The sequence below is a fragment of the Pannonibacter phragmitetus DSM 14782 genome (genome assembly GCF_000382365.1).
GTDB classification, from domain to species: Bacteria; Pseudomonadota; Alphaproteobacteria; order Rhizobiales; family Stappiaceae; genus Pannonibacter; species Pannonibacter phragmitetus.
In genome coordinates, this window is the sequence record NZ_KB908216.1 from 298,777 (window position 1) to 318,517 (window position 19,741).

Annotated in this window: 19 protein-coding genes and 1 tRNA gene; 11 read left to right on the forward strand and 9 right to left on the reverse strand. The window is 63.7% G+C overall.

The features are described from left to right. Positions 1 to 585: 585 nt before the first annotated feature. Positions 586 to 1,857: an OpgC family protein gene (locus tag H163_RS22305; RefSeq protein ID WP_280176596.1), complete on the forward strand. Its 1,272-nt coding sequence runs from the start codon at positions 586 to 588 to the stop codon at positions 1,855 to 1,857. Positions 1,858 to 1,945: 88 nt separating this feature from the next. On the opposite strand, the gene H163_RS0106335 is transcribed toward H163_RS22305, so the two are convergent. Both H163_RS0106335 and H163_RS0106340 read right to left on the reverse strand, forming a co-directional pair. Further along, complete coding sequence (locus H163_RS0106335) at positions 1,946 to 2,218, reverse strand: BQ00720 family protein (protein WP_019963718.1); 273 nt, start codon at positions 2,216 to 2,218, stop codon at positions 1,946 to 1,948. Positions 2,219 to 2,263: 45 nt separating this feature from the next. Continuing rightward, on the reverse strand, positions 2,264 to 2,692 hold the full coding sequence (locus tag H163_RS0106340; RefSeq protein ID WP_026355517.1) for an Hsp20 family protein: 429 nt from the start codon (positions 2,690 to 2,692) through the stop codon (positions 2,264 to 2,266). Positions 2,693 to 2,847: 155 nt separating this feature from the next. Between H163_RS0106340 and H163_RS0106345 the strand changes: the two genes are divergently transcribed. Further along, positions 2,848 to 3,249, forward strand: a complete 402-nt coding sequence (locus tag H163_RS0106345) for an MmcQ/YjbR family DNA-binding protein (RefSeq protein WP_019963720.1) — start codon at positions 2,848 to 2,850, stop codon at positions 3,247 to 3,249. 71 nt (positions 3,250 to 3,320) lie between these two features. Continuing rightward, positions 3,321 to 3,947 (forward strand): glycoside hydrolase family 25 protein, encoded by a 627-nt coding sequence (locus tag H163_RS0106350; RefSeq protein WP_019963721.1) that lies wholly within the window; start codon positions 3,321 to 3,323, stop codon positions 3,945 to 3,947. A gap of 60 nt (positions 3,948 to 4,007) precedes the next feature. Here H163_RS0106350 and H163_RS0106355 read toward each other — a convergent pair whose 3' ends face one another. The 4 genes from H163_RS0106355 to ugpB form a co-directional block, all read right to left on the reverse strand. Next, complete coding sequence (locus H163_RS0106355) at positions 4,008 to 5,093, reverse strand: sn-glycerol-3-phosphate import ATP-binding protein UgpC (RefSeq protein WP_019963722.1); 1,086 nt, start codon at positions 5,091 to 5,093, stop codon at positions 4,008 to 4,010. Continuing rightward, a complete protein-coding gene (gene ugpE, locus H163_RS0106360; RefSeq protein WP_019963723.1) occupies positions 5,093 to 5,941 on the reverse strand; it encodes a sn-glycerol-3-phosphate ABC transporter permease UgpE in 849 nt (282 codons plus the stop codon). The genes H163_RS0106355 and ugpE overlap by 1 nt, the downstream gene beginning before the upstream one ends. Positions 5,942 to 5,952: 11 nt before the next feature. Then, positions 5,953 to 6,837, reverse strand: a complete 885-nt coding sequence (gene ugpA, locus H163_RS0106365) for a sn-glycerol-3-phosphate ABC transporter permease UgpA (protein ID WP_019963724.1) — start codon at positions 6,835 to 6,837, stop codon at positions 5,953 to 5,955. 69 nt (positions 6,838 to 6,906) lie between these two features. Then, positions 6,907 to 8,238 (reverse strand): sn-glycerol-3-phosphate ABC transporter substrate-binding protein UgpB, encoded by a 1,332-nt coding sequence (gene ugpB / locus H163_RS0106370; protein ID WP_019963725.1) that lies wholly within the window; start codon positions 8,236 to 8,238, stop codon positions 6,907 to 6,909. A gap of 462 nt (positions 8,239 to 8,700) precedes the next feature. On the opposite strand from ugpB, the gene H163_RS0106375 reads away from it, so the two are divergent. The 6 genes from H163_RS0106375 to H163_RS22310 all read left to right on the forward strand — a co-directional run bounded on the left by H163_RS0106375 (position 8,701) and on the right by H163_RS22310 (position 16,000). Further along, positions 8,701 to 10,386 carry a Na/Pi cotransporter family protein gene (locus H163_RS0106375; RefSeq protein WP_026355518.1) on the forward strand — a complete coding sequence of 562 codons (1,686 nt, stop codon included), beginning with the start codon at positions 8,701 to 8,703 and terminating at the stop codon, positions 10,384 to 10,386. Between the two features lie 199 nt (positions 10,387 to 10,585). Further along, positions 10,586 to 11,548: a galactofuranose ABC transporter, galactofuranose-binding protein YtfQ gene (gene ytfQ, locus H163_RS0106380; protein ID WP_019963727.1), complete on the forward strand. Its 963-nt coding sequence runs from the start codon at positions 10,586 to 10,588 to the stop codon at positions 11,546 to 11,548. A 95-nt stretch (positions 11,549 to 11,643) separates the two neighbouring features. Next, positions 11,644 to 13,209, forward strand: coding sequence for a galactofuranose ABC transporter, ATP-binding protein YtfR (gene ytfR, locus H163_RS0106385; RefSeq protein ID WP_019963728.1), 1,566 nt, complete (start codon positions 11,644 to 11,646; stop codon positions 13,207 to 13,209). Further along, positions 13,206 to 14,240 (forward strand): ABC transporter permease, encoded by a 1,035-nt coding sequence (locus H163_RS0106390; RefSeq protein WP_019963729.1) that lies wholly within the window; start codon positions 13,206 to 13,208, stop codon positions 14,238 to 14,240. Before ytfR ends, H163_RS0106390 begins: the two co-directional genes overlap by 4 nt. Further along, positions 14,237 to 15,217 carry a galactofuranose ABC transporter, permease protein YjfF gene (gene yjfF, locus H163_RS0106395; RefSeq protein WP_019963730.1) on the forward strand — a complete coding sequence of 327 codons (981 nt, stop codon included), beginning with the start codon at positions 14,237 to 14,239 and terminating at the stop codon, positions 15,215 to 15,217. The genes H163_RS0106390 and yjfF overlap by 4 nt, the downstream gene beginning before the upstream one ends. Before the next feature lie 42 nt (positions 15,218 to 15,259). Beyond that, a complete protein-coding gene (locus tag H163_RS22310; RefSeq protein WP_019963731.1) occupies positions 15,260 to 16,000 on the forward strand; it encodes a FadR/GntR family transcriptional regulator in 741 nt (246 codons plus the stop codon). Between the two features lie 115 nt (positions 16,001 to 16,115). Here H163_RS22310 and H163_RS0106405 read toward each other — a convergent pair whose 3' ends face one another. From H163_RS0106405 to H163_RS0106415, 3 genes are all read right to left on the reverse strand, one after another. Further along, the gene (locus tag H163_RS0106405) at positions 16,116 to 16,463 is read right to left on the reverse strand and encodes a cupin domain-containing protein (RefSeq protein WP_026355519.1); all 348 of its coding nucleotides are present in this window, start codon (positions 16,461 to 16,463) and stop codon (positions 16,116 to 16,118) included. A 109-nt stretch (positions 16,464 to 16,572) separates the two neighbouring features. Then, positions 16,573 to 16,648 (reverse strand) — tRNA-Ala (locus H163_RS0106410). 299 nt (positions 16,649 to 16,947) lie between these two features. Beyond that, the gene (locus tag H163_RS0106415; protein ID WP_019963733.1) at positions 16,948 to 17,331 is read right to left on the reverse strand and encodes a TIGR02300 family protein; all 384 of its coding nucleotides are present in this window, start codon (positions 17,329 to 17,331) and stop codon (positions 16,948 to 16,950) included. Positions 17,332 to 17,624: 293 nt separating this feature from the next. Here H163_RS0106415 and aroA point away from each other — a divergent pair, with 293 nt between their 5' ends. Both aroA and cmk read left to right on the forward strand, forming a co-directional pair. Next, on the forward strand, positions 17,625 to 18,980 hold the full coding sequence (gene aroA / locus H163_RS0106420; RefSeq protein ID WP_026355520.1) for a 3-phosphoshikimate 1-carboxyvinyltransferase: 1,356 nt from the start codon (positions 17,625 to 17,627) through the stop codon (positions 18,978 to 18,980). Further along, on the forward strand, positions 18,977 to 19,603 hold the full coding sequence (cmk, locus tag H163_RS0106425) for a (d)CMP kinase (RefSeq protein WP_019963735.1): 627 nt from the start codon (positions 18,977 to 18,979) through the stop codon (positions 19,601 to 19,603). Before aroA ends, cmk begins: the two co-directional genes overlap by 4 nt. The last annotated feature ends 138 nt before the right edge of the window (positions 19,604 to 19,741 follow it).

Consider the following 19,741-nt stretch of genomic DNA (forward strand, 5'->3'; position numbering starts at 1 on the left):
ATTTGGGCAAGGACCGCCACAGATCATCCCCAGATCTGCCATCAGGACCCTGCACTCTGGCTCGTCCAACAGGGAGGCTGCGATGCAGCGGCAATTGCATACGGCCCGCAGGCTGGCACCAGGATCAGCATTTGGCCACGCCGGTCATAAGCTGGCTAAATCTGTGGAGACCCTCCGGACGGCAGGGCCTTTCAGGGTTGAGCATGGGCGGCCGGGGGGCTATGCCTCCCCCACCATGCCCCTGGCATCGTGCCCCTCCCGGCCCGCTGCACGCCGGCTGTCCGCTCCCGGACAGTCACAGGCACGGAGCACCGGCTTCAGGCCAAGAGGCCTGACCGGAGCCTTGCGCGCAAGTCCGGCCGGACATGTCCGGCCGTCCAAGCCCCACGCCCATCATCCGGGCCACAGGCACAGCCGCGACCGCCGGACGGCAATTTGCCGCCCGTGCTGCTGCGCGGTGTTGCACATGTTTCATGCCTGGTCTGCGGCGCAGCGCTGCTCCGGCGTGGCATTTCGATCAACTGTCCAGCGGGGAGCCTGAAGCGCTTGACCTTCCATCCGACCCCTCAGCTGCCGGCTCAGGCCGTGCAAAGACCCCGAGACATTCGCCTTGATGTGTTTCGTGGCCTTGGCATGTTCATCATCTTCATCTCCCACCTGCCGCAGAGCTGGTGGGCGAACTGGATTCCGGCGCGTTTCGGCTTTTCCGATGCGACGGAGATCTTCGTTTTCTGCTCCGGCATGGCCTCGGCCATTGCCTTTGGCAAGATCTTCGACCAGAGCGGCATGCTGATGGGCACAGCCCGCATCGGCCAGCGCATGTGGCAGGTCTATTGGGCACATATCTGCCAGTTTCTGGTGATCGCCGCAGGCCTGGCCGCGCTCATGAACAGCGGCTATCTGGAGCACTGCTGCGGGCTCAGGGAAGATTACGTGCAGGCGCTGAACCTGCGCAATTTCTTCAATGATCCGGTGGGCAACCTGCCGGGCCTGCTCAGCCTCACCTATGTGCCGAACTACTTCGACATCCTGCCGATGTATGTGGTGCTGCTCGCCATGGTGCCGGTGATGATGTTCATCGCCGCCAAGAGCCGCATTGCCTTCTTTGCCGCGATGATCGGCATGTGGGTGGCCGCCACCCTGCATATGGTAAGCTTTCCGGCAGAGCCCTGGTCGAATCGCCCGTGGTTCTTCAACCCCTTCGCATGGCAGCTGGTGTTCTTTACCGGTTTTGCCTTCATGAAGGGCTGGATTCCGGCGCCGCCCGTTGACCGCCGTCTTGTCTGGGTGGCGGTTACGCTGGTGCTGGTCAGCATCCCCTTCACCAATTTCCGGATCTACGAGGCCGTGCCGGGGTTCCAGGCCCTGCGGGATGCCTCCAAGCCCCTCTGGATCAAGACCGAACTCGGCATCCTGCGCTATGTCCACTTCCTGGCGCTGGCCTATATCGCCTATGCCGCCGTGGGCCCCAATGGTGTGCGCCTGCATGCAGAGGGGCGCATTACCGGCCCGGTGGTGGCGGTGCTGCGCAAGGTAGGCCAGCAGTCCCTGCCCGTGTTCCTCGCCAGCCTTCCCATCGCTCAGGCCACCGCGATCCTGCGCGACATGGCAGGAGGGCGCGGCGACTGGCTGATCCAGGCCATTTCCAACATTGCAGGCCTCGCCGCCATTGCTGCGGTCGCCTATATCGCTGCCTGGTTCAAGAGCCAGCCCTGGCGCAAGGTGCCCAAGCCTGCTCCCGCGCCGCTTCCGGCCAAGCCCGCTGTTGCGGCCCCCTCCGTCCGGACTGCCGTCCCAGCCTATGGGCCTCCGGCGCGGCCGTCGCGGACACCGGGCGCCCTGCCGCAAGGGGCCTGACCCCTTCAGCGAAATCCCTTCAAACGCAAAAGGCGCAGCTTCACGGGCTGCGCCTTTTTTTCTATTCAGACCCCGGACAGATATCAGATCAGTGGACCGGCACCATGGTCAGATCGTGCTCATAGGCATTGGCGAGGGCCGCCTCGCGGCTGTCGGCCACGATGATCGGCGTGCCGTCCGCGTTGAGCAGCGCCCACAGGCGCAGGCCCCGGGCGATGTGGGCCGCCCCCGGGAAAAGCCGGGCAAGATCATCGGAACTCATCTGGCGCAGATAACCCACCTGTCCGGCGCCGAGCCGTGCGAACAGCTCCGGCGTCAGGTCATGCGGGTCCATTGCGCGTTCATCAGTGTCGCGCGTCATGGCATTGTCTCCTTGATTGGGCGGCAGAGCCTGCCCCCGTGAAAGTCAGTCCCTTGCGGTGATCTCGATCCGGCGCACAACGCGTTCGGGCTCCGGACGGGCAAGATCAATCGACAGAAGCCCATCCTTCAGATCGGCTCCGAGGATTTCGATGCCCTCCGCCAGCACGAAGGCGCGCTGGAACTGGCGGGCAGCAATGCCGCGATGCAGATAGTGCCGGGACTTGTCTTCGGACTGGCGTCCGCGAATCACCAGCTGGCGCTCCTCGACGGAGACATCGAGCTGATCACGGGTGAAACCTGCCACGGCCAGCGTGATGCGAATGACTTCACCATGCTCGTCCGACTTGGGAAGACGTTCGATATTATAGGGCGGATAGCCGTCATTGGCGGCTTTTGACACCCGGTCGAGAACCCGTTCAATATCGTCGAAGCCGAGCATGAACGGGCTTGAAAACGCTGACATTCGCGTCATCGTCAAAGTCCTCTACAAAGCGACCTTGAGAACCGGACCCTCTCCTGAGGCATCCGGAGCCGGGGTGCCAATCACCCCGCTTGATCTCAATATGGCGGCTGGCAGCGGCAGTTTCAAGCAAGGGGCAGCAACGCCCTCCACAGGGGAAACCGGACATGGCTAACAAACAAGCTCATGAAGGGCACGTCGCAGACGAAGCCTCCGGCCGGGCCACCAGGGCCCGCTATGACAGCTTCTGCGCCGCATTGGCCGCCACCACCCACGTCATCCAGTGGGAAGGGGCCTCCGTCTGGAAGGTTGGCGGCAAGATCTTCGCCATCTGGTCTGACTGGAAGGGCACGCCCGCCGTCAGCTTCAAATGCTCGGACATGGTCTATCAGATTCTGAGCGAACAGCCCGGCCTTGCCCCCGCCCCCTATCTCGCCCGCGCCAAATGGATCCAGCTTCAGGACCTTGAAGCGATGAGCGAGGCAGATCTCTTCGCCTATATCCACGCCGCCCACGGCCTCGTTGCCGCCAAACTCACCCGCAAGCTCCGGCAGGAGCTCGGGCTGTAAGAAAAGAACGGCCACTCACGATCTTCCGCTTTCAGCGTCTCATCCCTCATCACCCCCGGCGGAGATGAAGCATGAGCAGCACGGTCAATGGCATTGACGTTTCGCACTATCAGGGCACGGTCAACTGGGCACAGGTGGCGGCGGACGGGATCGGATTTACCTTCATCAAGGCGACGCAGGGGACGACCTATGTCGACCCCATGTTCCAGACCAACTGGCAGGGCGCCAAGGCGGCCGGGCTGAAATGCGGGCCCTATCTCTTCTTTGAACCCAACGTGAGTTTTCTCGATCAGGCCGAGCTGTTCATCCGGCAGCTCAAGACCGCAGGCTATGACAGCAAGACGGACCTGCCGCCCGCCATTGATTGCGAAGAGACCAATGGGGTTACCAATACCGAGTTCAGCTATGCCCTGTCGCAGCTCTTGCACGTCCTGCAGATATATCTGCGCGTGAAGCCGCTGATCTATGCCTCGCCAGGCTTCTGGAGCAGTGTCGGCAATCCGGACTTTTCGGATTACCCGCTCTGGGTCGCCGACTACACCACGGCTCCGGCCCCCACCCTGCCGCCGGACTGGACGGGCTATGCCTTCTGGCAATACAGCCAGAGCGGCACGGTCAACGGCATCAGCGGGGCGGTGGATCTCGACGTGATGGGCACAGCGCCCGCCGCACAGCGGACAAGGCCGGACTGGTTCTGACCCCGGACATGCAAAGGCCCGGCGCAGGGCCGGGCCTTCAGATCAGGGGGCCTGCCGTGATCAGTCTTCGATGCGCTTGCCGGTTGCCTTGTCGAAGGCATGGAGATTGGCGGCGCGGGAAGTGAAGCTGACACGCTGGCCCGTCTCGTAGCGGGCATGGGCGGGCACGCGGATGACCACCTGCGGCCCGCTTTCGCTGCCCACGGTGCCATAGAGGAAGCTTTCAGCCCCCACCGGCTCCAGCACACCGGCCACCACGTCCAGCGTCAGGCCGCCCGCTTCCACAGGCTGCTCGCTGGCCAGCGCCAGATGCTCGGGCCGCACGCCGAGGATGACCTCTGCGCCCTTGCCCATGTCCGGCGCATCAAGACCGGCACCACCCGGCAGCGACAGGCGGCCGTTGGCGGAAGCCGTCGTGATCAGGTTCATGGCCGGAGAGCCGATGAACGAGGCCACGAAGGTGGACGCGGGGCGTTCATAGACCGAGATCGGATCGCCGATCTGTTCGATCTGGCCGCCGTTCAGCACCACCAGCCGGTCAGCCAGCGTCATGGCTTCCAGCTGGTCATGCGTCACATAGACGGAGGTGGTGGCCAGCGACTTCTGCAGGCGCTTGATCTCCACGCGCATCTGCACGCGCAGCTTGGCATCGAGGTTCGACAGCGGCTCGTCGAAGAGGAAGGCCGCCGGCTCGCGCACGATGGCACGGCCCATGGCCACGCGCTGGCGCTGGCCGCCGGACAGCGCCTTCGGCTTGCGGTCGAGGTAGGCGCCGATCTCCAGGATGCGCGCTGCTTCCTTGACGCGGCGGTCGATCTCCTCCTTCGGCACACCGCGGTTGCGCAGGCCATAGGCGAGGTTGTTGTAGACCGTCATATGCGGATAGAGCGCATAGTTCTGGAACACCATGGCGATGTCGCGCTCGGACGGGTCCACCCGGTTGACCACCCGGTCGCCGATGCGGATGTCGCCGGAGGAGATTTCCTCAAGCCCCGCGATCATGCGCAGCAGGGTGGACTTGCCGCAGCCGGAAGGGCCGACCAGCACGATGAACTCGCCGTCGGCAATGTCCATGGACACGCCTTTGACCGCTTCGACGCCGCCGGCATAGACCTTGCGGACGTTATCAAGAGTGATGGTAGCCATTACTTTTCCGTCTCCACGAGACCTTTGACGAAGAGTTTCTGCATGACGATGACGACGATGACCGGCGGCAGCATGGCCAGCACGGCGGTGGTCATCACCAGATGCCATTGCGGATGCGCATCAGCCACGTCGGCCATGCGCTTGATGCCCATGACGATCGTGTAATAGGACGTGTCGGTGGTCACCAGCAGCGGCCAGAGATACTGGTTCCAGCCGTAGATGAAGAGAATGACGAAGAGCGCCGCGATATTCGTCCGGCTGAGCGGCAGCAGGATGTCGCGGAAGAACTTCATCGGGCCTGCCCCGTCCACACGCGCGGCTTCCATCAGTTCCTCAGGCACCGTCAGGAAGAACTGGCGGAAGAGGAACGTCGCCGTTGCCGAAGCAATCAGCGGAATGGCAAGGCCGGAGTAGCTGTTCAGCATGCCCAGATCCGCCACCACCTTGTAGGTGGGCAGGATGCGCACTTCCACCGGCAGCATCAGGGTGATGAAGATCATCCAGAAGGCCAGCTGGCGGAAGGGGAAGCGGAAATAGACGATGGCGAAGGCCGAGATGATCGAGATGGTGATCTTTCCGATGGCAATGGCCAGGGCCATGACCAGCGAGTTGAACATCATCGGCCCGAGCGGCGGGGCGCCGGCCGAGCTGTTGCCGCTCGTCATCATGGTGGTGAAATTGGCAATCGCCTCGTTGCCCGGCAGCATTGGGATGACGCCGGACATGAAGTCATTCGGGCCATGGGTGGAGGCAATCACCGCCACATAGACCGGGAAGGCGACGATGAAGAGGCCCGTCAGCAGCACAAGATGCGTGAGGACGGTCAGCCAGGGTTTGTTCTCAACCATTTGCGTCTCTCTCAGTAAGCCACGCGCCGCTCGATGAAGCGGAACTGGATGATGGTGAGCACGATGACGATCGCCATCAGAATGACGGACTGAGCCGCCGAGGAGCCAAGGTTGAGGCCGACGAAGCCGTCGGAATAGACCTTGTAAACGAGAATGTTGGTCGCCTGAGCCGGGCCGCCCTTGGTGGTTGCATCAATCACCGGGAAGGTGTCGAACATCGCATAGACGAAGTTGACGACCATCAGGAAGAAGGTGGTGGGCGAGAGCAGCGGCAGCACGATGGTGAAGAAGCGCTTCACCGGGCGGGCGCCGTCGATGGCTCCGGCTTCCAGCAGCGACTGCGGAATGGACTGCAGGCCAGCCAGGAAGAAAATGAAATTGTAGGAGATCTGCTTCCAGCTCGCCGCCAGAATGACGAGAAGCATCCCATCCACCTTGCTGGTGCTGTGGTTCCAGCTGTAGCCAAGCCCGTGCAGCAGATAGGGGAAGATGCCGATCGACGGGTTGAACATGAACCACCACAGGATGCCCGCCACCGCAGGGGCCACAGCATAGGGCCAGACGAGCAGGGTGGAATAGACATTGCGCGAGCGGATCAGGCTGTTGCAGGCCACGGCCAGCACGAGAGCCAGACCGAGCGACAGCAGCGCCGTCGAAACGGCGAAGATCGCCGAAACATAGAGCGAATTCAGATAGGTGGGGTCTGCCAGCAAGCGGATGTAATTGTCCACCCCGACAAAAGTCGTCTTGAAGCCGAAGGCATCCTCTCTGAGGAACGACTGCCAGATTGCCTGACTGGCCGGCCAGAGGAAAAAGACACCCGTGATCGCAAGCTGCGGCGCCAGCAAGAGATAGGGCAGCAGCCTGTTGGGAAAGATGGCGCGTTTTGTCTGCATGGGTCCCACCCTGAACGCAAAAAGAAGCAAGCCCGCGCGGTATGCGCGGGCTTGCCTGCCGTTTGAGGCTTACTTGTTGGCTGCTTCGAACTCGCGGATCAGCTCGTTGCCGCGCTTGACGAGGTCGTCGAGAGCCTGCTGCGAGGTCTTGGAACCGCTGAGGAGCTGCTCGAACTCTTCGTCGATGATCGCGCGGATCTGGACGTAGTTGCCGAAGCGCAGGCCCTTGGAGTTGGCCGTCGGGGCGTTGAGCGTCATCTGCTTGATGGAGACGTCAGCACCCGGGTTCTTCTCGTAGTAGCCCTGCTCCTTGGACAGGTCATAGGCAGCCTGCGTGATCGGCAGGTAGCCAGTGGCCTGATGCCACTCGGCCTGCACTTCCGGCGAGGCGAGGTAGCTGAAGAAGTTGGCAACGCCTTTGTATTCTTCCGCCTGCTTGCCCTGCAGCACCCAGAGGGTGGCGCCGCCGATGATGGAGTTCTGCGGAGCGCCCTGAACGTCGCTGTAGTAAGGCAGCATGCCGACGCCGACCTTGAAGTCCTTGGCGTTTGCATTCACGGCAGCGCGGGCAGCCGAGGAGTTCATGTAAATGGCGCATTCCTGCGAATAGAACTTCGGAGGAGCATCGTTGCCGCCAGCCGGGCCACCGTACTGGAAGAGACCTTCGTCCTGCCACTTCTTCAGGTTGCCCCAGTGACGGGCCTGGGTCTCGCCGTTCAGCGTCAGCTCGGTGCCAAGGCCGCCGAAGCCGTTTTCCAGGGTGCCGATCGGCAGGTTGTGCCAGGCGGAGAAGTTCTCGGTCTGCGCCCAGGAAACCCAGGCCGTAGTGAAGCCGCACTTTGCAGCGCCGGATTCCATGATCTTCCTGGAGAAGCTTTCGAGATCTTCCCAGGTCTTCGGCGGGGTTTCCGGATCAAGGCCGGCCTTCTGGAAGACGTCCTTGTTGTAATAGAGAACCGGCGTGGAAGAGTTGAACGGCATGGACAGCATGTTGCCGTCCGTGTCGGTGTAGTAGCCGACGACGGCCGGCAGGAAGGCCTTCGGATCAAATGCTTCGCCAGCATCAGCCATCAGCTGGTAGACCGGATAGACGGCGCCCTTGGCAGCCATCATGGTGCCGGTGCCGACTTCGAACACCTGAACGATGTGCGGCTGCTGGCCCGCGCGGAAGGCGGCAATTGCGGCCGTCATCGTCTCGGCGTAGCTGCCCTTGTAGGTCGGGACAACCTTGTACTCGCTCTGCGTGGCGTTGTACTTGGTGGCGATATCTTCGAGCTTCTGGCCCAGTTCACCGCCCATGGCGTGCCACCAGGTGATTTCCGTGGCAGCGAACGAAACGGAAGTGGTGCCCATGAGGGCGGCAGCGGCAAAGAGGCCGGCTGCGATATGACGCTTAGCCATTGGTTTCCTGCTCCCTAAACGGGAACCGTCCCACTTCTTGGGTCCGGCTCCACACAGCGCTTGGAACACTCGAACCGGGCCTGAAAGACGGGCTTTCCGGCTGCAGTCTGTGTTTGTCCCCGCGCTTCTTATTATGTTCATATGAACGGCATATGTCGCTCATATGAACGTTGTACGACAGTTCACGGAACAGGACAACGCCTCCTGTGCACAGCACAGGTCACATGGGCATGAAAAGGCCTGCAACAGGCGCCCCCTGCGCCGCCCACGCCAGGTTGAACCGGCACCTGCCGCCATCAATTTTGCCAGCTTATTTGTTTTCAACCGTCAGATTCGCACGTTTCCGCGACATTACGGCACGCATGCCTTATCATTTCCGTCATTGCAGGTTATCAGGGAAGATTGAATGTGCCGCCGGTGCACAACCAGCCTTCCCGCCTGACAGGTATCTCTGGAGACGCCATGCACCCCTTTCTTGTCATCCTGCATCTGGCGGCGGCCGTCATGCTTCTGCTGTGGGCCGTGCGGATGGTGCGCACCGGCATGGAGCGGGCGCATGGCCCGGCGCTGCGAGATGCGCTGCGGCAGGCGAAGGGCGGGCGCCTTGGCATGGCGATGGCCGGTATGGTGCTGGCGATCCTGCTGCAAAGCTCCACGGCCGTGGGCGTTCTGGCCGCCGGTTTTGCCGCCAGCGGGTTGCTGGGCGCTTCCGTTGGCCTTGCTGCGCTTCTGGGGGCGGATCTTGGGTCTGCGCTGGTGGTGCGCATTCTGGCCTTCGATCTTTCCGAACTGATACCCCTCCTGCTGCTGACAGGCTGCGTGCTGTTCCTCAAGTTTGAAGCCCGGCAGGTGCGCCAGCTGGGCCGCATCATTCTGGGCATCGGCTTCGTGCTGCTGTCGCTGAAGATGATCGGTGAGGCGACCGCGCCCCTGCGCCACAGCGAGGCATTGCCGGCGGTGATCACCTATCTGCAGGGCGACCCGCTCACCGCCTTCGCCCTTGCCGCATTGCTGACCTGGGCCATGCATTCGTCTGTCGCCATGGTGCTGCTGCTCGCCAGCCTTGCCGGCGCAGGCCTGCTGCCCTTCAATGCGGCCCTGCCGATGGTTCTGGGTGCCAATCTGGGCGCAGGGCTCATCGCCGTGTGGCTGACGCGCGGGCTCAGTATCGAGGCGCGCCGCATCCCCATGGGCAATCTTGTCTTCAGGGCCATTGGCGCCGGTGCCGCTCTGCTGGCGCTGTGGGTTGCCAGTCCTCCGCTGGACTGGCTCGGCGCGGCTCCGGAAAGCCGCATCGTCAACGCCCACGTTCTGTTCAATGCCGGTCTGCTGGTGCTGGCGCTGCCCTTTACCGGGCCGATGCAGGCTCTGACGGCTCTGATCCTGCCCCGTCCGCCGGTGGTGGCGGACCCGGTGCAGACGCGCCCGCGCTCCGCGCTGGACCGCTCGACCGTCAGGATCCCCAGCCTTGCCCTGGCTTCGGCCAAGCGCGAACTGCTGCTGATGGGCGAAACGGTGGAACAGATGTACCGGCCCGTCATCGACCTTCTGGCCGGGGCGCAGGACGGCCAGATTGCCGCGCTGCGCGCCCTTGATGAAGAGGTCAACCGGCGGCACACCGAGATCAAGCTGTTCATTGCCGAGGTGAACCGGGGCGAGCTGAAGCAGGAAGATGCCCGGCGCAGCATCGAGCTGACCGACTTTGCCATCAACCTGGAGCATATCGGCGACATCATCGCCAAGATGCTGCTGCCGCTGGCCGAGGAGCGCAACCGGCTGGGCCTGCGCTTTTCCGAAGAAGGCTGGGCCGAGATCACCCGCCTGCACGAGCGGGTTCTGGCCAACATGCAGATGGCGATGAATGTGCTGATATCCGCCGACATCGATTCAGCCGAGCAGTTGATGCGCGAGAAGGAAGTCCTGCGCAAGCTGGAGCGCGACAGCCAGAACCGCCACCTGAAGCGGCTGCAGACCGGCAATCCGGCGAGCATGGCGACCTCGAACATGCATCTGGAGCTGGTGCGGGCCTTCAAGGAGATCAACTCCTTGCTGGTCACCGTTGCCCATCCTATCCTCTCCGAACAGGGCCTGATCCTCGAAAGCCGCCTGGCCGGGCGCAATGGGCAATTGCAGGAACAGACCGCCTGAGAAAATACAGGCCTCTCTTCCCTGCAGAGCTCTCATACATTTCAAAGACTTATTCGCATCATCCGGGCACCCGGCGCTGCGCGCTTTCGCATATGCACAATGCAATGTTGCATCAGGACTCAAACACCATCTTTACAATAATAATATAGTATGATTTTTTGACTTCCGGCCACGGCCATTCGTGTTCTGGGAGGAACCAATGAAATTGAAGACAGCTCTGGCGGGCATGACGATGCTCGCAACGGTCGCGCTTGCCTCAACCTCGGCGATGGCGCTGACGGTTGGCTTTTCGCAGATCGGATCTGAATCCGGCTGGCGCGCCGCCGAGACGACCCTGACCCGCCAGCAGGCGGAACAGCGCGGCATTGACCTGAAGTTTGCCGATGCCCAGCAGAAGCAGGAAAACCAGATCAAGGCGCTGCGCTCCTTCATCGCACAGGGCGTGGACGCCATCCTGCTGGCGCCCGTCGTCGCCACCGGCTGGGACGCGGTGCTGAAGGAAGCCAAGGAAGCCGAAATTCCGGTGATTCTGCTCGACCGCATGGTCGACAGCGACAAGGACCTGTACCTGACGGCTGTGGGGTCCGATCTGGTGCATGAAGGCTCGGTCGCCGGTGACTGGCTGGTCAAGGAAGTGAACGGCAAGGCCTGCAACGTGGTGGAGCTGCAGGGCACGACCGGTTCGTCCCCCGCCATCGACCGCAAGAAGGGCTTCGAGCAGGCGCTGGCCGGGCATGACAACCTGAAGATCATCCGCAGCCAGACCGGCGACTTCACCCGCACCAAGGGCAAGGAAGTCATGGAAAGCTTCCTCAAGGCAGAAAACGGCGGCAAGAACATCTGCGCGCTTTATGCCCACAATGACGACATGGCTGTCGGCGCCATTCAGGCCATCAAGGAAGCGGGCCTGAAGCCGGGCACCGACATTCTCGTCGTCTCCATCGACGCCGTGCCGGATATCTTCCTCGCCATGGCCGCCGGTGAAGCCAATGCCACGGTGGAACTGACGCCGAACATGGCAGGGCCCGCCTTCGACGCGCTGGAAGCCTTCCGCAAGGACGGCACTTTGCCTGCAAAGTTCATCCAGACGGAATCGAAGCTCTACACCAAGGCTGACGACCCGCAGAAGGTCTACGAAGAGAAGAAGGATCTTGGCTACTGAGCCACTCCTGATGGGGAAACCGGTGGCACTCCACCCGCCGGTTTCCTACCGCCTCAGACCGCCCGCATGACAGGCGACCCGCGCGGAGCTGCGCCGTGACAGACAGATCTACCCACGCCGGGCCGCAGCATCTGCTGCAGGCCACCGGCATCACCAAATCCTTTCCCGGCGCGCTCGCCCTCGACAACGTGGATTTCACCCTGCAGGCGGGCGAGGTCCATGCCTTGCTCGGCGAGAATGGCGCGGGCAAGTCCACGCTGGTGAAATGCCTGACCGGCGCCTACCGGCGCGACCGGGGCGACATCCTGCTGGAAGGCCGCAGGATCGACCCGCGCGACACGCTCGACGCCCAAACGATGGGCATCGGCACCGTCTATCAGGAGGTCAATCTCCTGGGTAACCTGACGGTCGCCGAAAACCTCTTTCTCGGCCGCCAGCCCATGCGCTTCGGCATGGTCCACACCCGCGAGATGGAAGCACGCGCCAAGGTGCTGCTGGCCGGCTACGGCCTTGGCATCGACGTGCGGCGCAGCCTGTCGGCCTATCCGGTCGCCGTGCAGCAGATCATCGCCATCGCCCGGGCAGCGGATCTCTCCGGCAAGGTGCTGATCCTGGACGAGCCCACAGCCAGCCTTGATACCCAGGAAGTGGAGATGCTGTTCAACGTGGTACGTGGCCTCAAGGCGCGCGGCCTCGGCATCGTCTTCATTTCCCACTTCCTCGATCAGGTCTACGAAATCTGCGACACGGTGACGATCCTGCGCAATGGCCGCAAGGTCGCCACCCGTGCCGCCCTGGGGCTGCCGCGCCTTGATCTGGTGGCCCTGATGCTGGGCCGCGATCTGGAGGCCGAAACCCGCGAGCGGGTGGCACTCACCAAGCCGGGCGGCGAAGCGCCGCTGCAGTTCCGCCAGTTCGGCCGCAAGGGTCATGTCACCCCCTTCGACCTCGCGGTCCATGCGGGCGAGGTGGTGGGCATGGCGGGCCTGCTCGGCTCCGGCCGCACGGAAACCGCTGAAGTTCTGTTCGGCGCCGCCCCCGCCGATACGGGTGAGGCGCGGATGGACGGGCGGGTGCTGAAACTCGGCTCGCCGCGTCAGGCGATTGCCGAAGGCTTTGCCTTCTGCCCGGAAGACCGCAAGCATGACGGCATCATCGCCGAGCTTTCCATCCGCGAGAACATCGCCCTTGCGCTGCAGGCGCGGCGCGGCTGGATGCGGCCCGTGCCGCGCAAGGAGCAGGTGGCACTCGCCGACAAATACATCAAGGCCCTCGATATCCGCACCACCAGCCGGGAAAAGCCCATCGGCCAGCTTTCCGGCGGCAACCAGCAGAAGGCGCTTCTGGCCCGCTGGCTGGCGCTCAATCCCAAATTCCTCATCCTCGACGAGCCGACGCGCGGCATCGACGTGGGCGCCCATGCGGAAATCATCCGCCTGATCGAGGATCTTTGCGCCAAGGGCATGTCGCTGCTGGTGATCTCCTCCGAACTGGAGGAGCTGGTGGTCTACAGCCACCGGGTGATCGTGGTGCGCGACCGGGCGCATGTGGCCGAACTGACAGGAGAGGACGTGACCCCGCACAAGGTGATGCAGGCCATCGCAGAGGCCGGACATGGACATGTGCCCGCTCAGGACCAGCCCAGAGGAGCAGCCGAATGACGCCCTTCCTCGAGGCCGCTGGCGGCTTTTTCCGGCGCTTTGCCCCGCAGCTGATCACCCTCGCCGTGGTGCTGACGCTGAACACCCTGCTGTTTCCCGGCTTTCTCGACATCGGCATTGCCAACGGGCGGCTCTACGGCAGCCTGATCGACATTCTCAACCGCGGAGCACCGGTGGCCCTGCTGGCCATCGGCATGACGCTGGTCATCGCCACGCGCGGCATCGACCTTTCGGTGGGTGCCGTCATGGCGATTTGCGGCGCGGCGGCAGCGGCAACGGTGGCCAGCAGCGGCAGCGCCGTGGCGGCCATCACTGTTGCCCTTGGGATTGGTCTGGCCTGCGGGCTGTGGAACGGCATTCTCGTTGCGCTGCTGAACATCCAGCCGATCATTGCCACCCTCATCCTCATGGTGGCCGGGCGCGGCATTGCCCAGCTCATCACCGAAGGCACCATCCTCACCTTCACCCATGAGGGGCTGATCTTTGTCGGCAGCGGCTCGCTCTTCGGCCTGCCCATGCCGGTGGTGCTGTGGCTGGCAGCCGCCCTCATCGCCGCCCTGCTGGTGCGCCGCACGGCTCTGGGCCTTCTCATCGAAGCCGTCGGCATCAACCGCCGCGCCAGCAGCCTCGCCGGTGTCAATGCCGGGGTGCTGATCGTTGCCGTCTACATGATCTCCGGCTTTGCCGCAGCCGTGGCCGGCATCATCGCCGCCGCCGATATCCGCGGCGCCGATGCCAACAATGCCGGGCTTTGGCTGGAGCTGGACGCCATTCTGGCCGTCGTCATCGGCGGCACCTCGCTGCTCGGCGGGCGCTTCACCCTGTTCGGCACCGCCCTTGGCGCACTCATCATCCAGTCGATCAACACCGGCATTCTGATCTCCGGCTTTCCGCCGGAATTCAATCTGGTGATCAAGGCCAGCATCATCATCGTGATCCTGCTGATCCAGTCGCCTGCCATCCAGAGCCTTTTCACCGTGCTGCGCCGCCAGCCGGAAAGACCAGCCAAGAGGGAGCTGTCCAAGCCATGACATCCCGCCAGCTTCCGCTTCTCATCACGCTCGCCGTCTTCGTGCTGGCCTATGCCATCTGCTACACCCAGTATCCGGCCATGCTGTCCACCCGCGTTGCGGGCAACCTTCTGACGGACAACGCCTTTCTCGGCATTGCCGCCGTCGGCATGACCTTTGTCATCCTCTCCGGCGGCATTGACCTCTCGGCAGGTTCGGTCATCGCCTTTACCGGCGTGCTGCTGGCCGTGCTGCTGCGCGACACGTCAGTACACCCGCTGGCGGCCTTCGCGCTGGTATTGACGCTGACATCGGCCTTCGGGGCCGCCATGGGCGGCATCATCCATGCCCTCGCCATGCCCGCCTTCATCGTCACGCTGGCGGGCATGTTCCTGGCGCGGGGGCTCGCCTTCGTGCTGTCGACGGAGTCCATCCCGGTCACCCATGAGTTCTACGGCACGCTGCAGGACATGTTCATCCGCCTGCCCGGCAAGGGCCGCCTGACGCTGATTGGCGGCATCATGCTGCTGACCGTTGCGGCCGGTATCTTCCTGGCCCACCGCACCCGCTTCGGCACCAATGTCTATGCCCTTGGCGGCGGGGTGCAGACGGCCCGGCTGATGGGCGTGCCGGTGGGCCGCACCACGGTGCAGGTCTATGCCCTTTCCGGCTTCCTGTCGGGCCTCGCGGGCATCGTCTTTTCGCTCTACACTTCGGCCGGTTACTCGCTGGCGGCGGTGGGGGTGGAGCTGGACGCGATTGCCGCCGTCGTCATCGGCGGCACCCTGCTCACAGGTGGAAGCGGCTATGTGGCCGGAACTTTCGCCGGGGTCCTGATCATGGGCCTGATCCAGACCTATATCATTTTCGATGGCTCACTTTCGAGCTGGTGGACCAAGATCGTGATCGGATTGCTGCTCTTTGCCTTCATTTTGTTGCAGAAGAGCCTGGTTTGGTTTACCGGCGGGGTGGACAGGCGCATGCATCAGGCCAGCTAGAGGAGGCCCCCCGGAGGGCCTTGGGAACCGGACATGAACGTGATGGAGCCCAGTATCGCAAGTTTCTCCCCGCGCAACAGCCATGGGCGCGTGGTGGATGTGCTGGGCAGGGAAATCGTGGAAGGAAAATACCCTTCCGGGGCCGTTCTTCCGGGTGACAATGAGCTGGCCGAGCGCTTCCAGGTGTCGCGCACCGTGCTGCGCGAGGCGATGAAGACGCTGGCTGCCAAAGGTATGGTGCAGGCCCGCGCGCGCATCGGCACCAAGGTCACCGACCGCAAGTTCTGGAACCTGTTCGACGGCGATGTGCTGAGCTGGCACTTCAGCGGCGGCGTCGATGCCGCCCTCTTCAATCACTTGTCCGATGTGCGGCTGGCGCTGGAGCCAGCGGCCGCTTCCATGGCCGCCCTCAACGCCAGTGACGATGACATCCGCACCCTGCACCGGCTGACCGACGCCATGCGCGACGCGGAAGACGCCCGCGCCTTCGCCGAAGCCGACATGAAGTTCCATCTGGCCGTGCTGGAGGCCTCGCGCAATCCGTTCATGAGCTCGGTCGGCAGCCTCATCGGCGCGGCCCTCGTCAGCATTTTCCGCCTCAGCTCGCCTGCGGGCAGCCGGGAAGGCTTTGCCGAGACCGCCGGGACGCACCGCGCCATTGCCGATGCCATCGGCCAGCGCGACCCTCAGGCCGCTGCAAAGGCCATGGAGCGCGTCATCATCATCGGCCGCGACCGCGTGCTGCCCAGCGCCAGACAGGAAGCCGCAGACGCCTCTGCGTGACGGCAGATACTCTTATGCCAAGGCTTTCGATGCTGACGCCTCTCGCCTTGAGATTGCTCAGGCGCCGCACGGGCCTGATCAACTCCCGGTGAGCCAAGCTCATCGGGAGTTGATATCACAAACGGATGACGAACAGCTTGCGGGTGGTTTCGATCACCTCCCAGATGCCGGAAAAGCCGGGCTGGATGATGAAACTGTCGCCGGTCTTCAGATCGCGCACAGAACCGTCCGCATCCGTCAGGCGGGAATGGCCGGACAGGATCGTGCAGAACTCCCATTCATCATAGGAGACACGCCAGGCGCCCGGCGTTGATTCCCAGGCGCCGGTGAACTGCCGCTCACCATCGCGGGTCTCAAGCAGCCAGGTGGTGAAGCGCGGATCCCCCGAGATCACCTTTTCGGGGGCCGGGGCATCATGCTCGCGCGTCAGCTGATCCAGATCGAGCGGAAGAAAGTGCTTCATGCGGCCTCGCTGCATTTCCGAAGATGGTTCCGGACCATGGCACAGGACGGGAAAACGAAAAAGGCAGGTTCAGTTTCCTGAACCTGCCTCGCCGAGGTTACCCTCGAAGTGGTGGAGCCAATCGGAATCGAACCGACGACCTCTTGAATGCCATTCAAGCGCTCTCCCAACTGAGCTATGGCCCCGAAACTTTTGAACCGGCTTGGGTCACCGGCGTCTGTGGAGGCGGGTTATAGAGGGGGTCTTCGAATTGATCAAGAGGCTTTTGCCAGAAAAATCAAAAACCGCCTGTGGACAACTCAACCCCTTGAAAAACCCCGCAGAAATCTGCGCATCCGTGAGCTGGCAAAGGCCCGGAACAGCAAGGGGCGAGGCTCCGGCGCACCGGTTGCCCGGATGGCCTGCAGCCCCGCCCCCTTCAAGACTGGATGATAGGATCCGGCAGCAGCAGCTTGCCGGATGCCCATTTCAGCAGATGCCGGCCTTAGCGGTCGGTATCGTCGTCCATCTCGACAACGATGCCCGGGACGGCTTCGTCTTCGTCTTCCTCGTCCTCGATGAAGACATCGTCATCGGCGTCATCGTCGATGGCCGCTTCGTCGTCATCACCCAGATCCGGAACGATATCGCCCTCGACCTCGGCATCGGCCTCTTCCAGGGACACCAGCTCGGGAGCCACCAGATCCTCTTCATCCTCGTCCTCGTCCTCCTGCTGGACGACGCGGGAAGCCTTGGCAGCGCGGCTGCTCGACACGATGTCGAACAGGGTGCCGCACTTCGGGCAGGTGATGGGGTTGCGGTTCAGGTCGTAATATTTGGCGCCGCAGCTAGGGCACAGCCGCTTTGTGCCGAGTTCAGGTTTTGCCACCGTGCTTACCCTTTGTTCGTGCTCGAGGGTTTGTCCAAAATTCTGTCTCCGGCACTTCCGGGCTGGAACGCCTCTGTCCAGTCCGCAAACGCCGGGGCCGTCTTGCTCAAGGCGCGGCCCTTAAATGCGGCGCGCCCTCATGTCAAAGCCAAATGACCGGCCTCGTTGACTGAAGCATTCTCAGGCGCTGCGCAAGCAAAAATTCGTGCCATCCCGCACTCGCGGATGACGGGGGCATGGACCCGTGTTAGGAGTGACCACTTTTTCAGGCTCCGCAACTTCCGGAATTGACCATGTCTCACGCTTCGACGCCCCGCCCCTTGCGTTCGCGCGCCGGTTCCGCCCTCACGGGCCGCATCCGCGTGCCGGGGGACAAATCCGTCTCGCACCGCTCGCTGATGTTCGGCGCCCTGGCTGCCGGCCGCACCACCGTGACCGGCCTGCTGGAAGGCGAGGACGTGCTGAACACCGCCGGCGCCATGCGCGCGGCCGGAGCCCGCATCCACAGGGATGAAAACGGCACCTATCACATCGACGGTGTTGGCCTCGGCAGCCTGCTGGAGCCGGAAGACGTGATCGACTTCGGCAATGCCGGCACCGGCGTGCGCCTGACCATGGGCATCTTCGGCACCCATCCGATTGCCGCCACCTTCGTCGGTGATGCCTCCCTGTCCCGCCGCCCCATGGGCCGCGTGCTGGACCCGCTGCGCCAGATGGGCACGCAAGTCGTCGCCCGCGCCGGGGACCGGCTGCCGCTGTCCATCCGCGGCGCCGACATGCCGCTGCCGATCACCTACCGTGTGCCTATGCCTTCGGCGCAGGTGAAGTCGGCCGTGCTGCTGGCCGGCCTCAACACGCCGGGCGAAACGGTCGTGATCGAGCCCATCGCCACCCGCGACCATACCGAGAAGATGCTCGCCGGTTTCGGCGCCGATATTTCCGTGACCGTGGACGAGCAGGGCGCCCGCATCATCCGCCTCAAGGGCCGTCCGGAGCTGAAGGCCCAGGCCATCGAGGTGCCGGGCGATCCGTCCTCCGCTGCCTTCCCGATCGTCGCCGCGCTGATCACACCGGGCTCTGACGTGACGGTGGAAAACGTGCTGCTGAACGAGCACCGCACCGGCCTCATCACCACGCTGATCGAGATGGGCGGCGACATCACCATCGAGAACGAGCGCATGGCGGGCGGTGAGCGCGTCGGCGACATCCGCGTCAGGGCCAGCAAGCTGAAGGGCGTTACCGTCCCTGCGAACCGCGCGCCGTCCATGATCGACGAATATCCGGTGCTCGCCGTGGCAGCAGCCTTTGCCGAGGGGGACACCCACATGCCCGGCCTTGAAGAGCTGCGCGTGAAGGAATCCGACCGTCTGGCCGCCGTGGCGCGCGGGCTGGAAGCCAACGGCATCCCTTGCAAGGAAGGCGAGGCAGAGCTGACCGTGACCGGCGGCGCCTCCGGCATCGGCGGCGGCATCGTGACGACGCATCTTGATCACCGCATCGCCATGAGCTTCCTCGTGCTCGGCCTTGCCAGCGGCAAGGCCGTGACGGTGGACGACGGCGCCGTGATTGCCACCAGCTTCCCCACCTTCACCAGCCTCTTTGCAGGCCTTGGCGCAGACATCAGCGAGCTGGAGGACGCCCGCGCATGATCATTGCCATCGACGGACCCGCCGCTTCCGGCAAGGGCACGCTTGCCCGCCGCCTCGCCGCCCATTTCGGCCTGCGGCATCTGGACACCGGCCTCACCTACCGGGCGGTTGCCGCTGCGCTTCTGGCGCAGGGCCTGCCGCTCGGGGACGAGAAGGTGGCCGTCGATATTGCCGGGCGTCTTGATCTTGGCCACATGGACCGCAGCGCCCTCTCCGCCCACGAGGTTGGCGAGGCCGCCTCGCGCATTGCCGTGCTGCCGGGCCTCAGGGATGAACTCGTCCGCCTCCAGCGCGCCTTTGCCCAGACCCCTCCCGGTGCGGTTCTGGACGGGCGCGACATCGGCACGGTGGTCTGCCCGGATGCGGATGTGAAGCTCTATGTCACCGCCGCCCCCGAGGCGCGCGCCAGGCGCCGCACGGCGGAAATCCTCTCGCAGGGCAAGGAGGCGGATTTCGCCTCCGTGCTGGAGGATCTCAAGCGCCGGGACGAGCGCGACATGAACAGAACCGTTGCTCCGCTGCGTCAGGCGGACGGTGCGCACTTGCTAGATACGACCGGAATGGATATAGAGACTGCGTTCCAGGCGGCTGTGGATATCATCACCTCCGCCCGGGCATCCTGATCAGGAGCCTCGGAAAGACCCGCCCGGCCATGCCGGAGAGCGGGATTTCGGCTTGATCAAGCAGGCAGCCTTGTGACGGTCAGGCGGGTCATCCCCCTCTCCGCCGGCATGGGCCGCATGAAGGAATTCCGGTTCGGG

Excerpts from the sequence above, each read along its gene's own strand:
- H163_RS0106335 (WP_019963718.1), bottom strand. The coding sequence starts at position 2,218 with ATGACGCGCGACACTGATGAACGCGCAATGGACCCGCATGACCTGACG.
- H163_RS0106340 (WP_026355517.1), bottom strand. The coding sequence starts at position 2,692 with ATGACGCGAATGTCAGCGTTTTCAAGCCCGTTCATGCTCGGCTTCGAC.
- H163_RS0106345 (WP_019963720.1), top strand. The coding sequence starts at position 2,848 with ATGGCTAACAAACAAGCTCATGAAGGGCACGTCGCAGACGAAGCCTCC.
- H163_RS0106350 (WP_019963721.1), top strand. The coding sequence starts at position 3,321 with ATGAGCAGCACGGTCAATGGCATTGACGTTTCGCACTATCAGGGCACG.
- H163_RS0106355 (WP_019963722.1), bottom strand. The coding sequence starts at position 5,093 with ATGGCTACCATCACTCTTGATAACGTCCGCAAGGTCTATGCCGGCGGC.
- ugpE (WP_019963723.1), bottom strand. The coding sequence starts at position 5,941 with ATGGTTGAGAACAAACCCTGGCTGACCGTCCTCACGCATCTTGTGCTG.
- ugpA (WP_019963724.1), bottom strand. The coding sequence starts at position 6,837 with ATGCAGACAAAACGCGCCATCTTTCCCAACAGGCTGCTGCCCTATCTC.
- ugpB (WP_019963725.1), bottom strand. The coding sequence starts at position 8,238 with ATGGCTAAGCGTCATATCGCAGCCGGCCTCTTTGCCGCTGCCGCCCTC.
- H163_RS0106375 (WP_026355518.1), top strand. The coding sequence starts at position 8,701 with ATGCACCCCTTTCTTGTCATCCTGCATCTGGCGGCGGCCGTCATGCTT.
- ytfQ (WP_019963727.1), top strand. The coding sequence starts at position 10,586 with ATGAAATTGAAGACAGCTCTGGCGGGCATGACGATGCTCGCAACGGTC.
- H163_RS0106390 (WP_019963729.1), top strand. The coding sequence starts at position 13,206 with ATGACGCCCTTCCTCGAGGCCGCTGGCGGCTTTTTCCGGCGCTTTGCC.
- yjfF (WP_019963730.1), top strand. The coding sequence starts at position 14,237 with ATGACATCCCGCCAGCTTCCGCTTCTCATCACGCTCGCCGTCTTCGTG.
- H163_RS22310 (WP_019963731.1), top strand. The coding sequence starts at position 15,260 with ATGGAGCCCAGTATCGCAAGTTTCTCCCCGCGCAACAGCCATGGGCGC.
- H163_RS0106405 (WP_026355519.1), bottom strand. The coding sequence starts at position 16,463 with ATGAAGCACTTTCTTCCGCTCGATCTGGATCAGCTGACGCGCGAGCAT.
- aroA (WP_026355520.1), top strand. The coding sequence starts at position 17,625 with ATGTCTCACGCTTCGACGCCCCGCCCCTTGCGTTCGCGCGCCGGTTCC.
- cmk (WP_019963735.1), top strand. The coding sequence starts at position 18,977 with ATGATCATTGCCATCGACGGACCCGCCGCTTCCGGCAAGGGCACGCTT.